This is a genomic window from Microbulbifer aestuariivivens (assembly GCF_039545115.1).
Taxonomy (GTDB): Bacteria; Pseudomonadota; Gammaproteobacteria; order Pseudomonadales; family Cellvibrionaceae; genus Microbulbifer; species Microbulbifer aestuariivivens.
This window is the reverse complement of record NZ_BAABRT010000025.1, coordinates 27,974-41,962: the sequence shown is the minus strand read 5'-3', so window position 1 is coordinate 41,962 and position 13,989 is coordinate 27,974. Positions and strand designations below refer to the sequence as shown.

General features: G+C 57.0%; 13 protein-coding genes and 5 tRNA genes. 5 read left to right on the top strand and 13 right to left on the bottom strand.

Annotated elements, in window-relative coordinates; translation table 11 throughout:
* On the top strand, window positions 1-192 hold a 192-nt coding region (locus tag ABEA58_RS13360), incomplete at its 5' end, for an IS3 family transposase (protein ID WP_345552248.1).
* Window positions 193-318: 126 nt separating this feature from the next.
* Here ABEA58_RS13360 and ABEA58_RS13355 read toward each other — a convergent pair.
* Window positions 319-1,191 carry an NAD(+) kinase gene (locus ABEA58_RS13355; protein ID WP_345552246.1) on the bottom strand — a complete coding sequence of 291 codons (873 nt, stop codon included), beginning with the start codon at window positions 1,189-1,191 and terminating at the stop codon, window positions 319-321.
* A gap of 156 nt (window positions 1,192-1,347) precedes the next feature.
* Complete coding sequence (locus ABEA58_RS13350; RefSeq protein ID WP_345552244.1) at window positions 1,348-2,292, bottom strand: 1-aminocyclopropane-1-carboxylate deaminase/D-cysteine desulfhydrase; 945 nt, start codon at window positions 2,290-2,292, stop codon at window positions 1,348-1,350.
* Between the two features lie 375 nt (window positions 2,293-2,667).
* Here ABEA58_RS13350 and ABEA58_RS13345 point away from each other — a divergent pair, with 375 nt between their 5' ends.
* Window positions 2,668-3,648 (top strand): zinc-dependent alcohol dehydrogenase family protein, encoded by a 981-nt coding sequence (locus tag ABEA58_RS13345; protein ID WP_345552242.1) that lies wholly within the window; start codon window positions 2,668-2,670, stop codon window positions 3,646-3,648.
* 85 nt (window positions 3,649-3,733) lie between these two features.
* Here the strand turns inward: ABEA58_RS13345 and ABEA58_RS13340 are convergent.
* The 7 genes from ABEA58_RS13340 to ABEA58_RS13310 form a co-directional block, all read right to left on the bottom strand.
* Window positions 3,734-3,810 (bottom strand) — tRNA-Asp (locus ABEA58_RS13340).
* Between the two features lie 28 nt (window positions 3,811-3,838).
* Window positions 3,839-3,914, bottom strand: a tRNA-Val gene (locus ABEA58_RS13335).
* Between the two features lie 147 nt (window positions 3,915-4,061).
* Complete coding sequence (locus ABEA58_RS13330) at window positions 4,062-6,425, bottom strand: DUF6351 family protein (protein ID WP_345552240.1); 2,364 nt, start codon at window positions 6,423-6,425, stop codon at window positions 4,062-4,064.
* A gap of 433 nt (window positions 6,426-6,858) precedes the next feature.
* A complete protein-coding gene (gene cysC / locus ABEA58_RS13325) occupies window positions 6,859-7,485 on the bottom strand; it encodes an adenylyl-sulfate kinase (protein WP_345552238.1) in 627 nt (208 codons plus the stop codon).
* Between the two features lie 157 nt (window positions 7,486-7,642).
* Window positions 7,643-7,718 (bottom strand) — tRNA-His (locus tag ABEA58_RS13320).
* A 178-nt stretch (window positions 7,719-7,896) separates the two neighbouring features.
* Window positions 7,897-7,973 (bottom strand) — tRNA-Arg (locus tag ABEA58_RS13315).
* A 19-nt stretch (window positions 7,974-7,992) separates the two neighbouring features.
* A tRNA-Pro gene (locus ABEA58_RS13310) sits at window positions 7,993-8,069 on the bottom strand.
* 377 nt (window positions 8,070-8,446) lie between these two features.
* On the opposite strand from ABEA58_RS13310, the gene folD reads away from it, so the two are divergent.
* Genes folD through ABEA58_RS13295 form a run of 3 tightly spaced genes read left to right on the top strand, consistent with a single transcriptional unit; the run spans window position 8,447 to window position 11,077 of the window.
* Window positions 8,447-9,292 (top strand): bifunctional methylenetetrahydrofolate dehydrogenase/methenyltetrahydrofolate cyclohydrolase FolD, encoded by an 846-nt coding sequence (gene folD / locus ABEA58_RS13305; RefSeq protein ID WP_345552236.1) that lies wholly within the window; start codon window positions 8,447-8,449, stop codon window positions 9,290-9,292.
* Window positions 9,293-9,321: 29 nt separating this feature from the next.
* Window positions 9,322-10,014 (top strand): 16S rRNA pseudouridine(516) synthase RsuA, encoded by a 693-nt coding sequence (rsuA, locus tag ABEA58_RS13300; RefSeq protein ID WP_345552235.1) that lies wholly within the window; start codon window positions 9,322-9,324, stop codon window positions 10,012-10,014.
* Window positions 10,015-10,045: 31 nt separating this feature from the next.
* On the top strand, window positions 10,046-11,077 hold the full coding sequence (locus ABEA58_RS13295) for a class I SAM-dependent methyltransferase (protein ID WP_345552234.1): 1,032 nt from the start codon (window positions 10,046-10,048) through the stop codon (window positions 11,075-11,077).
* Window positions 11,078-11,269: 192 nt separating this feature from the next.
* Here ABEA58_RS13295 and ABEA58_RS13290 read toward each other — a convergent pair whose 3' ends face one another.
* The 4 genes from ABEA58_RS13290 to ABEA58_RS13275 form a co-directional block, all read right to left on the bottom strand.
* Entirely contained in the window at window positions 11,270-11,725 is a 456-nt protein-coding gene (locus ABEA58_RS13290; RefSeq protein ID WP_345552232.1) for a hypothetical protein, read from the bottom strand.
* A gap of 63 nt (window positions 11,726-11,788) precedes the next feature.
* Window positions 11,789-12,589 carry a methyltransferase domain-containing protein gene (locus ABEA58_RS13285; RefSeq protein ID WP_345552230.1) on the bottom strand — a complete coding sequence of 267 codons (801 nt, stop codon included), beginning with the start codon at window positions 12,587-12,589 and terminating at the stop codon, window positions 11,789-11,791.
* A complete protein-coding gene (locus ABEA58_RS13280; RefSeq protein WP_345552228.1) occupies window positions 12,589-13,059 on the bottom strand; it encodes a GAF domain-containing protein in 471 nt (156 codons plus the stop codon). The genes ABEA58_RS13285 and ABEA58_RS13280 overlap by 1 nt, the downstream gene beginning before the upstream one ends.
* 257 nt (window positions 13,060-13,316) lie before the next feature.
* Window positions 13,317-13,790, bottom strand: a complete 474-nt coding sequence (locus ABEA58_RS13275) for a hypothetical protein (RefSeq protein WP_345552226.1) — start codon at window positions 13,788-13,790, stop codon at window positions 13,317-13,319.
* Window positions 13,791-13,989 lie beyond the last annotated feature (199 nt).

Genomic DNA, 13,989 nt, shown 5'->3' with positions numbered 1-13,989 from the left:
GCATGTGAAGGATTCTTCGGCATGATGAAACGGGAAGTGATCAACCGCCGCCGATACCGAACGTTAAATGAAGCAAGAGCAGACGTATTTAATTACATCGAACGATTCCACAACCCGAGAAGGCGGCATAAAGCGGCCGCTCAAGATCGAAAATTTACAGCCGTTTTAAAACCGTCCGTAGAAACGGGGTAGAACCCTTTAGAAGAAAAAGCATAATAGATTCTTGGTGAATTCCCACCTAAACGTCTGGAACAGTGTGAGTGTAAGGGAATATGTCATTTTATATTTTATCCCCCCTTGAGATCAGGTATTTTCTATTTAATGATTTTGCCAGTTTAACTTTGATCTACAAGTCTCATAAAAGTTATGGTCAATTGGATGTATCAGAGTCAGGCGGTGTGGCTTTTTATGTATTCGAATCACATCCCCTGGATCAGTTATCAACTGATCGTGCCCATCACAGGTTACATGAGGCTTTGCAATATTGTGTTTCCGCACCACAATTTTGAACTCACTACTCCCTTCAACCACAATTGGTCGACTGCTCAGGGTGTGCGGGTTCAGTGGTACAACAACTATGGCGTCTAGCTTTGGGTGCATAATTGGTCCACCACCTGATAGCGCGTAAGCTGTCGACCCTGTAGGCGTCGAAATAATGAGACCATCGGACCGCAGTGTGTAGACAAACTGGCCATCGATAAAAAGATCAAGTTCAATCATGCGAATGAATTCGCCGGGGTGAATTACCACGTCATTCAGCGCAGAACCTTTACCCACAGGCTTACCGTCACTTGTAACGGACATGTCAAGCAGGAAACGGCTCTCTGCCATATATTTACCAGCCAGAACCTCCCCTACTTTCTGTTCAATCTCATCTGGGGTGATGTCGGTGAGGAAGCCGAGCCGGCCTCGATTAATACCGAGAAGAGGCACGCTGTACTTCGCGAGGGCTCGTGCAGCGCCAAGCAGGCTGCCATCACCACCGACAACGATGACCAAATCGCAGAGCTCGCCAAGTTTATCTTTGCTAGAAATACGTGCAGTGTGGTCAGATACTGAGGAAGCGGTTTCTTTCTCAAGTACAACGGATAACCCTTCCCGCTCAAGGAAAGCCATTAGGCGTTTGAGCGAGAGGACCGCGCTATCACTTTCTGTTCGGCCGATCAGGCCTATATTCTGGAACTCCGACACCGCTCCTCCAAGGTGCCCGAATCAGGGCCCGACGACTGGCAAAATAGTAGGTTTCAGGGGCAGTTGATAGTTCATCAACCGGCCACTTTGCCGCTATTTTGCGGCCCTCCCCAAAATGGAGATTATGCATGAGCGTGTTTTCCTAGTCGAATGCATCTAGATAATTTGGCCTAACGTGTCACGGATATCATTATCAGCCGGCAACAACCCCCTCCTCCCCTGCAGGCCACCTGAGTGAAGAAGTAAAACTTTGCTCTGTATAGTTATTTTGCCTATGCGGCTCTCAGAATAGAGTGCAAAAACCAGTTTCGCAGTGTAAACAGGGTCCAGCGGGATTGATGACGTCTGCTTAAAATGATGCAGGAAGCGTGAAAGTTCAGGGTTTATACGAGCATAGCCTCCACATTCATAGCCTTCACAAAGCGGTTCATGTTTTACTGCTACACCCAAGCTCCTGAGCCAGTGTCCGGCTTGAGCATAAATTGAGCGGCCCGCCTTCAGTACCGGTACGCCAACTGCGGGGATGACTGCCAACCCAGCCTGAACACCACTGAGGGTCAGGCCAGTACCACAAGCCAGCCAGACCTGATCAAAAGGAGTCGGCGCGGTCTCGGTAATGATCCGGCCTAGAAATTGAGCACCTCGAGCGCCAGCCAGGTTGGCGCCACCCTCCGGCACAAAATATGTGCGGTTCATCTCTATTCCCACCTGCTCAATAAACTCACTCTCTCCCCGCCTGCGATAGAGATCACGGGATACGAATCGCAGTTCCATGCCAAAGCGTTCGGCATCCTGCAGCATGGCGCTTAGCTGCGCCGGGCGTTCGCCGCGGATGATGCCGACTGTCGCAAAGCCGAATCTGCGTCCAGCGGCGGCAAGCGCGTGGATATGATTTGACCAGGCGCCGCCACAAGTGATGATTTTTTCGGCACCCTGCCTGCGCGCCTCAACCAGGTTGAAGAGCAATTTGTAGGCTTTGTTGCCCGAGATCAGCGGGTCAAGCAGGTCGTCACGTCTTATCCAGGCCTCCACACCAGGAAACAGTGTGTCTGGCAATCGCTGGTAGGGCACCGCGCGCGCTGCGCGTTCCAGTTCAGGCAAGGTCAACTCAGAGAGGTATCGGGGTGTCACGGTGTTTTTCCAGAGAATTAAGCGAAACAGCAAGAGATCAGGCCAGGCTCGGGAAAACCGAGCGGCTTGTCAGCCAAAGTAGCGCCACCCCTGCCATCAGCCCCATATGTAATTGAGGCGTTTGCTCTCGGCAAGTGAGCCTAGCAGACTGATCTTCACCGACTACTGTTCGAAAATTAACCACAAAGCATACATATTGCAAAGTCCCCAAAGGGTTTTGTCTGCTCGGTAGCCGCCATCAATAGCAGTGATGGCACTCCATCATGAAAGATGAGTGGCATGCTGCAGCTGCCATACTTTAGATTCCAGCCTGAGTATCTTCAGGCAAAAACAAGGATCATGCAGATGCTGAAAGCGGAATACAGAGCGCGCGGTCCAGTACCGCAAGATGTTATCGAGGCTGTGCCCTTCGAGAAGCCGACGCTCGGCGAGGGCGAAGTGCTCATTGAGCTGCTGGCAGCGCCGATCAATCCCTCGGATGTACTTACCCTCACGGGTGACTACGGCATGTTACCGCCTCTTCCCGCAATCGGTGGCAATGAGGGCGTGGGAAAGATCATTGAGCAGGGTCCTGGCGTGGAGTCCCCAGCCTTAGGGCAAACAGTCTTGCTACCGGTGGGCTGCGGCACCTGGCGAACCCACCTGGTTATGCAAGCAGATCAGCTGATCCAACTTCCCAATGAGGCCGACCCGCAACAATTGTCGATGGTCGCTATCAATCCACCAACCGCCTCCCTGTTACTGAGCGAGTTTGTGGAGCTGCAGCCGGGAGACTGGGTGATTCAAAACGCCGCTAACTCCGGGGTTGGTAGCTACCTGATTCAGCTGGCAAAGCTGCGCGGCTTCAAGACAGTGAATATAGTCCGCCGCGAGTCCCTGATCGCACCTCTGCAAGACGAGGGCGCTGATGTGGTGCTGGTCGATGGCGACGATCTGGCAAAACGTGTAAAGAATGCGATCAGCGGTGCTCCCATCCGCCTCGGTATCGATGCCGTGGGTGATACGGCTACTGGCCGCATCGCCGATAGCCTTGCGGATGAGGCGACCTTGGTTAACTACGGCATGATGAGTGGCAAGCCATGCAGGATCTCCCCCGCTTCTTTGATTTTCCACGGCATCACCCTAACTGGCTTCTGGCTCGCCAAATGGTTTGACAAGGCTTCGCCAGAGCAGCAGATGGCTGTCTACGGGGAGCTGACGAAACTCATTGCCGCAGGAAAACTGCAAGCGCCTATCGACAGCGTGTTCAGCATAAAGGATATCAAGGAGGCAGTGGCTTTGGCTGCTGAGGGAGGGCGCAACGGCAAGGTATTAGTTAAAGCCTGAAACAAGTAAATAGGAATCCGGCATAAACTGAAACCCACCCATACTAAAAAGGCCCCTCACATTCGTGAGGGGCCTTTTTAGTATCTGGCGGACCGGACGGGACTCGAACCCGCGACCTCCGGCGTGACAGGCCGGCATTCTAACCAACTGAACTACCGGTCCTCGGTAGTGTACCTCCCGGATGGGGAAGTGGTGGGTGGTACAGGGGTCGAACCTGTGACCTACGGCTTGTAAGGCCGTCGCTCTCCCAACTGAGCTAACCACCCGCTGCGCTTGCGCGCCGCTCTAAAATCAGGGGCTTGCCCCTCGAGCGACGCGCATAATACCCGATCGAGTTCGGGTGTCAACAACAAATAAATACGTGCCAATGTACTTTTTAACTTGAGTTCAAACTGTAGCCGGATTGCGCAAATTTAATCCCGCGCCCCCTGTTCAAGCGGCAGAGAAACCGGCATCGGCTGCTCCCTTTCCTCGCCGGCCAGGTTATCCCCTGCCTGCCGGTAGTCCGGTGAAATCCGTTGACCGGCAATGCGTACAGTTTCCCTCACCGGTATCAACTCTTCCGCTGGGCGCGCGAGGTCAGGCTCACGAAAATCGCATACCCCGGTTGGGAAAATACGCTGCATATCCACCATCCGCTCTGCAACAAACGGCGTGGATTGACCGTACAAGCCACTGGCCAACGCCTGCTCCACAGGCTGCAGGTGGCACTTGAACACATCGTCGGTGATAGGGGCACCGGCTACCTGACGGGAAGTGCGGTAAATCGGATATTCCTGCATACAGGCACCGGTAGCCTGACTGTTCCAGGCGCCATCCCACACCCCGGGACCAGCAGCAATGATGTTACCTTCCTGATCGAAGCACTGGTCACTTGCACCAGCCGGCATGTTCGCGACGACACCCGCCTCTGGGTTGTCCATGATATTCAGCATCCAGCGGTCGATGGTATCCAGGGCCTCATCCAGCGGCGTGTAATCCTTGTGCGCAACCCAGATCAGCTGGTTATCAGCGTGCCCACGGGCACGGCGCATACGCTCACGGGATGAGAAAGAGGCCAGGCTGTGGTGCATATCAAGCTCGCCATCCAAGTAGTGACGAAGATCGATAATGGGAATTTCTGCGTCCCCAAGAAATACATGCCCGGAGCGGTAAATCCCCTCGATCGCGTCCATGCTGGCCCGGCTCCTGGGTGCCGGGCGATCCAGGCTACCAACATTCATATTCTGTTCGCTCCAGACGGACAGCTCCGCTGGAAAGAGATTCCCATTCAGGAACCAGAGCTTTTCGCCAGTCTGGTCGAGCGGATCCTTCCAGCCGCCGATACTGGCGTTCATCTGCAGGAAAGTCTCAATGGAGATTTCTCCACCCACCAGTGCCGAGAGACCATACTGCACGCCCTCGTTATCCCAGGTGCTATTGGCGTAACCGGACTCCCCAGCACCGTAGAACTGTCGCAGGTCCTCCCAGTGACTCCAGTGAGTGCGCTCTGCAACCTCATCCACGAAGTTCTTCATAAAGTGGGCAAAGTTGGGGTTGTTCACCAGTGGCACCAGCCCGCGCCAACCCTGAGTACATTCGGTAGCTCCTCTGGCGCCATCTCGATAGCGGCCGTCAAACAGCGCGGCGGCGGTTTTCAGAGTCTTGAACCGGCTCTCCACTTCATTGCTGGCAGATAGCCCCTGAATCACTGTGCGCTCACTGGCGTCTTTCCAGCGCGGGTTGTCGGCATCAAGCACGTCAAAAAAGTATTCGAGCGGCTCACAGTCAAAAACATAAATAGTCTGAGTGACCATATCCGGGTAGGAATAAAGGGGGATGGCCGCATCCAGTAAGCCCGGCGCATTCTGGGCAAACAGATACTGCTGAATGGCACCGCCGGAACCACCGAGACCCACGGTATACAGGGGCTCACCGTAGAGCGCCACAAACTGTTTCTTGAGGCGGCGTGCGGTGTCTTCCGCCAGCCAGATATTGTAGTGGTTACTGGTCTGGTTGGCGGTGGAATAGACAATGGCATACCCACGGGCGAGCTGATCCGCACGCCGGGTAACGATATCACCCTTGCTGATATCCCCCTGGCGACGCCCTACCCCTACACCACCACGCATCTGGTAAATCAGGCGTCGATTCCAGTTGGAAGGAGTGGGCTTGCCGGCAGTTTCTCCATCGCCTCTAAGTACCGCAATAGCGTAATGAAAGCGGTTGATGGTGCCAGTCTCCAGCCGCACGATAAAGTCCGTGGTGCGGCCATTGACGGTGACCTGATCGATATCCCCACTGGCATCTTCCAGCAGGTGAAAGGCGCCATCGGTGGTGCTGCGATAGTAATAGGTCACCGCCGTGGGGTGACTGCAATCGCGGCTGTAACCGATCACCTCATCGGTGAGCTCACCGTTTTCATTTTCCGCGAATACCGGCACCCCTTCTCTATCGTGATTATCCACCAGAGGCTGGCGGCGCGTGACACTGTTGTTGTCACAGTAGAAAGGGTAGGCCGATGGACCGGCAAAAAGGGGTTCCACCGGGCCAGTTTCGCCGATGGTGATCGGAAAGGGGTAATACTCTGGGGGTCGCGGCATCACCCGGGGGTGAGGTCCGGCATAGGCAGGCAATGGCTGATGCTCCAACGCACCCTGCGGAACGCCAACCACCGGTGCCTTCGGCACCCCTGGAATTCTTGGCAACTCTTGATATCCATACCAACCACCGGCACCCAGCGCCAGAAAGAACGCAACCACGATGCCAGAGAGTATCCGTCCTCTCCGTCCCGACATATCAGCCTCCAGCCCACTCTTACGCCGTCGATATGGCTTGAGTATATGTGGCCCTCGCCATCCCCACCGGGGGTTGGCAGGCCAAGCGACATGAGCGCACAGGTACAAGATCAGATGGCGCGGACACTATTGCCAGAGACTAAAACACTGCCAGCAAGACGCTGTGCAACCTTTGCCAGCAGCCTCAGCAGAATCCAAGAAATGGCGCAGTCAACCAAAGCCCTCCGTTGCAACGGTCCCCACGGACAAACACCTACTGAGTTAGCGGCGGGCCAGCGGCACCTAGGCCATTAAGGGGGAATTCTTAGAGAGGAGCTAAGGGGTAGATGGCGGTGCCAGTGAAGCGACAAAAGTTCAGGAAGGGGAAGGTGATATAGAGAAGGGAAAGCCCCCCTCATGCCAGCGCAAGCCGGCATGAGGGGATGAGACACTATCAGGCAATGATACCGCGACTCTGCAGAGCGGAGAGAATCACCTGCACCTCTTCCTCCAGAGACATCTGGTCGGTATGCAGATGCAGCTCCGGTGCTGCGGGGGCTTCGTAGGGGTCGTCGATGCCGGTAAAACCACGGATCTCGCCAGCGCGGGCCTTTTTGTACAGACCCTTGGGATCGCGGGCTTCGGCCTCCTCCAGCGCGCAGTCGACGAAAACCTCCAGATAAGGCAGCTCTGCCTCCTCATGCATACGGCGCACCATGTCGCGGTCATCACGATAGGGGCTGATAAAGCTGCTCAGCACCACAACGCCCGTATCAGCAAACAGCTTGGAGATCTCACCAACGCGACGGATATTCTCCTGGCGGTCTTCGGCAGAAAATCCCAGGTTAGCATTGATGCCAAGACGAATATTGTCGCCATCGAGGCGGTAGCTCAGCACACCGCGAGCCGCCAGCGCCTTCTCCACTGCCACGGCCACGGTGCTCTTGCCGGAACCGGAAAGGCCGGTAAACCACAGGGTCACGCCCTTGTGGCCAAGCATCTGGGCACGATGATCACGAGTGACCTCGCCGTCGTGCCAGTGAACATTGGTTGCCTTGCGCTCTAAAGTGGTCGTGGACACTGGATACCCTCTAATCTGGTTGTCGTTTCTTGTGGCAGAAAAGTGGCGAATTTTACCACCAACTACGCCTCCTTGCGCAGACCGGAAGGCCTGTGTACAGGCACAAAAAAGCCCGGACGCTGCCGGGCTTTTCTGATAGGCCCAAGAGGCCTGAATATGGGGTGGCCGACGGGGATCGAACCCGCGACCTCAGGAGCCACAATCCTGTGCTCTACCAACTGAGCTACGGCCACCATTAATCGTGACAACTGTAACGCCTTGTGGCTGCGTTACGAAACTCTACACATGACCAAAGTTCAGGCTTACGCCTGGAGCCAACCAGCCTCGCTGGTTGACCGGATCAGCCCTGCGACTAAGAAGCTGGCAATAGACTGAACAAAGTCCGCCAAACTATAGCCACCATCGAAAGGATGGCACGCCCGGCAGGACTCGAACCTGCGACCATCCGCTTAGAAGGCGGATGCTCTATCCAGCTGAGCTACGGGCGCAAGAAAACCCGGTTAAATCTGGTCGGGGCAGAGGGATTCGAACCCCCGACATCCTGCTCCCAAAGCAGGCGCGCTACCAGACTGCGCTATGCCCCGTCACCCTACTCTCCCCAGGATGAGCCAGCTAAAAACCGCATAGCGCCTTTTGCAAAGCCCGTCTCCCTGACGAGGCGCGCATAATACTCATGGTCCCGGAGGGAGTCAACGCCGCTAAGCTATTCTTTTTGCAGAGTTTTCATTGTAGTGGTCAAGCGGTAGCCAGATAGGGAAATTGTTCGCGGCCTGTGCCAAAATAGCGCCCCTTTGAGGGGCCCCTAAACTCCCCCTTGGAATCTGCCGTGAAAAACACCGTATCGTCTCGGCCCCTGCTCTAATCGCGGGGATCACGCCTATAAAGCTGTGGTTTGGATGATGCGCAAGATCACGGTATCCGCCCCTGATCTTTATTTCTTTTTATTGTTTGAGATATCCGTATGTCTGCACTGGTTCTCGATGGCAAGGCCCTGGCTCAGAAAACCGAAGAAGAACTGTCCGCTCGCGTGGCCAAGCTGAAGGAAAAAAGCGGCGGCCAGACGCCGATCCTCGCCACCATTCTCGTGGGTGATGACCCCGCCTCTGCCACTTACGTGAAGATGAAGGGCAACGCATGCCGCCGCATCGGCATGGACTCACTGCAGGTGGAACTGCCCTCCTCCACCACCACGGCGGAACTGCTCGGCAAGATCGAGGAACTCAACAACAATCCCAACGTGCATGGCATTCTCCTTCAGCACCCGGTGCCGGAGCAGATTGATGAGCGCGCCTGTTTCGATGCGATCCGCCTCGACAAGGATGTGGACGGCGTGACCTGCCTGGGCTTTGGCCGCATGGCCATGGGGGAAGAGGCCTACGGCTGCGCCACACCCAAGGGCATCATGCGCCTGCTGGAGGCCTATGATGTGGAGTTGCAGGGCAAGCACGCCGTGGTTGTGGGCCGCAGTCCGATCCTCGGCAAGCCGATGGCGGCCATGCTGCTGAATGCCAACGCCACCGTCACCATCTGCCACTCCCGCACCAGGAACCTGGCCGAGCATATCCGTCGTGCGGATATCGTCGTCGGCGCCGTGGGCCGCCCGGAGTTCATCAAAGCCGAGTGGATCAAAGATGGCGCGGTGGTCGTCGACGCCGGCTACCATCCCGGCGGTGTCGGCGATATCGAACTGGCCCCTCTGGTGGATCGCGTGGCCGCTTACACCCCTGTTCCCGGTGGCGTCGGCCCCATGACCATCAACACCCTCATCTACCAGTCCGTCGATTCCGGCGAACGCAAGATGGGCTGACCAGTTTGAGTGGCGAACAGGAAAAAACCATGCGCCTCGACAAGGCTGTCAGCCAGGTCACCGATCTGTCGCGGGCCGAGGTCAAACGCGCCGCCAAGGCCGGTCGCATCACCGTCAATGATACGCCAGTGAAAGACCCCTCCAGCAAGGTCAGCGAGGCGGATCAAATCTGCCTCGATGGCGAACCACTGGAAGAACCGGGGCCGCGATATTTCATGCTGCACAAGCCGCTCGGCTATGTGAGCGCCACCAAAGACAGTGAACACCCCACGGTACTGGACCTGCTGGATGAGCCCAACAAGCAGAAGCTACATATCGCCGGCCGGCTGGATATCGATACCACCGGCCTGGTGCTGATCACCGATGACGGGCAGTGGTCCCACAAGATCACCTCCCCGCGCCATCACTGTGATAAGACTTACTATGCTCTGCTGGCCGAGCGTATCGACGATTCCGCAGTGGAAAAATTTGCCAAAGGCATCTGGCTCGAAGGGGAGAAAAAGCGCACCAAACCCGCCAAACTGGAAATTCTCTTCGCCAATGAGGTACGCCTGACCATCGCTGAGGGCCGCTACCATCAAGTCAAACGCATGTTCGCCGCACTCGGCAACCGGGTAGTAGAGCTGCACCGTGAACGCATCGGCGATATCGTGCTTGAGGAAGATCTCACCGAGGGGGGTTACCGCCCGCTGTCACCGGAAGAGATCGCGTCCGTTACCTAAACGGACAGCATCGCCACAGTCGGAAATCGCCATGTCCACCCTGCTCCAACAACTGCTCCTGGAGAACCCCTCGGAGACCCTGTGGATCGCCGATGAGAACAGCAAGGCACTGCTCGAGTCCGGCTTCTCTTTCGGCGGCGACCTGCTGACCAATCGCTGGGATATCGCCCGCCTTGCCGAGGGGCGAGTCCGGCATGGTTTCTTCAACGACTTTCATTTTGACGAGGCGGGCCGACACTATCGCCGCATCGTTTATCCGCTATCGAAAGAAAAGGCGGTGGTTCATCACGTGATCAATGAATGCCACCGCACCCTCGGTCTCGGGGGGGAGCTGGCGTTACTGGGAAGCAAGCAGAGCGGTATCAAGACCTATGCGGCCCGGGTTGCCAGCTGCTTCGATTCCGTAAAGCGGCTTGAGAAACACGGCAGTGAGTACCTGAGTCTCAATATTCTGCACAGTGCGATGACGGCAGAAAACCGACTCGACGAAGAACACTACACAGAGCTGCGCCCACTGGAAACACTGGGCGGCCTGTATAGCAAGCCCGGCCTGTTTGGCTGGAACAAAGTAGATACCGGCAGTGCGCTGCTTGCCACCACCTTCGCCGAACACAAACCCGCAGCTGGCGCTGACATCGTAGATCTGGGCTGTGGCTACGGTTACCTGAGCACCGAACTTGCCCGCCTCGGCGAGTTTCATTTTACTGCCACGGACAACAACGCTGCCGCCCTGCTCGCCTGCCGGGAAAACTTTAAGCAACGCGGGATTCGCGGCACTGTCATCCCTTCGGATGCGGGTGCTGAGCTGGGTGAGGCTATCGCCGACACGGTAATCTGCAACCCGCCCTTTCACCAGGGCTTTCAAGTGGAAGGCGATCTCACCACCCGCTTTCTCCGCAACGCCGCCCGCCTGCTGCGCCCCGCTGGCTGCGCCCTATTTGTGGTGAACGAATTTATCCCTCTGGGCAGGAAGGCCGCGCCTTATTTTGCCGACGTACAACTTCTCATCAAAAATAAGGGCTTTTGCGTTTATCGCCTGAACAGGCCAGTGGCCTGCCCCTAGCCGGTGCTCTGGCAGCGATTTGCAGCTAGTATTGGCAACTAAGCACACCGGTCAAACAGAAGCGTTCAGTCTCTCACTTGGCCATGCTGCTGCCCTAGCCCTACATCACCGCACCACAGCCTGACTGCATTATGATCCTGCGTCCTTGGCAGCCCCATCAGTTGCGGTGTCTATTGGCGGTAGCGGCATTCATCAATAGTCGCGCAGATTAAAAAGATTCATGGACAGGGTGTGTTCATCCAGACGCCCCAACTCAAGCAGGCGCTGAAAAGTGTCCTTCGCGGAGGGCGTCTGTGCATCCTGTAGCAGGTCCCGATAGTGGTCGGCCAGATAGACCTCAATATCCATCGCCAGCCGGGCAATCTCATCCAGATCCTGCAAGCTCAGGTTGCGCAGGCGCTGAAGGAACTCCGGTTCGCGGCCTTCCGGAGCAAATTGAACCCAGGTTCTCAGGGCGCCGGGGTGCACATCGTGGAGAAGGTTATCCAGGGTTTGCGCCATCGCCTCCTCTCGTCGGTGCAGCTGATCCAACAGCAATTCGATGCGCTCATCGGCCACCAACTGCTCAAACTCCCCGTACTGCTTGGCCAGCTGGGCATGGAATGCCTTGTCCTCTTCAATCACCTCACCCACTGTCTTGTAACGCATGCACCTACCCTGAAAAGAAGCAGCTCTCATTCAGTATAGGCTTCAGCGACAAAAATCCGCCAACTAAGCCCAGCGGGGCAGTGGCTTCAATTGACTGGAAAGTCGGCAGCCAGGCAGGGCCGGATTGATCTGAGATGGCGCCGCGCTGGTCAGCTGTCGGCGCGACAGCGGCCCGGTACTGGCGGCGAGCACACAGTTTTCATAGCCGGGCAGCTCCGCCGACCAGGCGCCGCCGAGAAGCGCGCCCACTGCTGGGGTACGCCAGCCGCTGGCAAGCAGCTCGCGCCGGCTGCCGAAATTGGCGATCACCAGCCCGGGAGGGTCACCGCCAGCGCGGCTATGGAGCGTGCTGCCGCCACCACTACCCCGCGCCAACTGCAACAGCTGGCGGCACCAGTTCTGATCGGCGGTCACCGCACGCTCCGGCACACCATCGCTGTGACCGAACAGGTCATCAATCACCAGATCAAAAGCGGACTGGTCGGGGTTAGAAAGGTAATCGGTCACCCAGAGGCGGGCATCGGCACACACCAGTGTCGCGTCACGGACGCCAAAATGCTTGCGAGCCACGCTCAGGTGAACCGGATCGAGATCCACACCGACCACTCGCTCAGGCCGCAGAAAGCGCTGTAGCAATCGAATCAACGCGCCTCCGCCAACGCCCAGTAACAGCACCGAACGAATACGCTCAGGCGGGAGAAAATATGCCGGCAGGAACAGCAGTTCCCACAGGGAGCCTTTGAGGGGATCGCGCTCGTTCCACTGGGAGTGGAAAACGCCGTTACTGTACAGGCGCACACTGGCACCATGGCGACGCACCTGATAAAGGTTGCCGCCGGACCGTTTTTCCCAGACCAGAGCCATCAGGCGCCTGACAGGTCGCTATTTTGCAGGAGCACCTCGGCAAAGTCCTGCAGCCCTTGCAGGTCCTCCCGGGTGAAACGGGCCAGCGACGGGCTGTCGATATCCAGAACACCCAGACAGCGATCACCATCGTAAAGCGGTACCACCACTTCGGAGGCGGAGACCGCATCACAGGCGATATGCCCCGGGAACTGGTGCACATCCTCCACCAGCTGCGCCTCGCCGGTAGCTACCGCCGTACCACAGACACCGGCCCCCACCGGTATGCGGGTGCAGGCGGGCTTGCCCTGAAACGGCCCTAATCGCAATTCACCATCATGCAAAAAGTAAAATCCCGCCCAGTTGATATCCGGCAGCTCCATAAACAGCAGTGCGCTGGCATTGGCGGTATTGGCCAGCCAGTCTCGCTCAGTGGAGAGCAGGCCCGCCAATTGGGCGTTGAGGGCAGTATAAAAATCTCTGGTGGACATGATTCGAAGCAGGTAAAACTCTGGTGGACTTAATCTGCCGGACTAGCTGGCCTCGCTGGGTTTTTCTGGGCTAGCAGGACTTTACCGAACTAGCGCTACCCGACAGCAGTAATGGTTGGACGGGAAGGCCCCCGGCACAAGGTGCCAAGGGCTACCCCCACAATGGGGTCGGGTTGCCGGGACTCAAGGGCTGCAGAATACCCGGCGGCCGAAAGCTAAAAGCTTGAAAACCCAAAACAGCCTTGTTACCTGGGATGTTAGGGGTGGGCCGTCACTGGCGCAGATGCCTCCTGCGGTACCTTGCGTCGATACTCTTCCGCATCGACGGTGGGGCGGCTCCACTCGGGATCTTCCTCGCCCCCCGGCCGAATAACCGGCGCGGCGCTGGTGACATCCGAGGCCGCCAAGATACGACCTTTAGGCCCCTGGGGCCGCTGCCGTACGGTATCCTCAGCCCCCTCAAGAGCTTCAGCCCCCTCAACAGCCCCCAGTCGAGCCTGCCGCTCGCGGGCTAGCTCCCCATTCAACTGCAGACGGCGCTGCTGGGTCAGTTTGACAGCCTGCAGCTCGCCGCGCAGCCGGTTGACTTCAGCCTGCAGGTCGCCCATCTGCGCCTGCAGCTCAGTGACCTGTTCGAGCACCCCCTTTACCTTTCGGCTCTCCTGCTCGTAGAGCATGGCGGCACCACCAAAAGCGATCACGAAAACCGCCAGAATCAAGAAAAAACGCATACCCCCTCCCTAGTCTTCTTTAGTTATTTTTCGTTTTTTACAGCTGTCGATCCATGCAGCCTGTCTGTGTTTTCGGGGGTCAACTGATCACTAATTAATTTATTTCCAACTTACATCCAACTGACACCGTACCAACACCTTACTTCGTTCCCCATAACCCCCGATACGCCATACCGCAAGCAGGCTGCGCGAGCCAAAG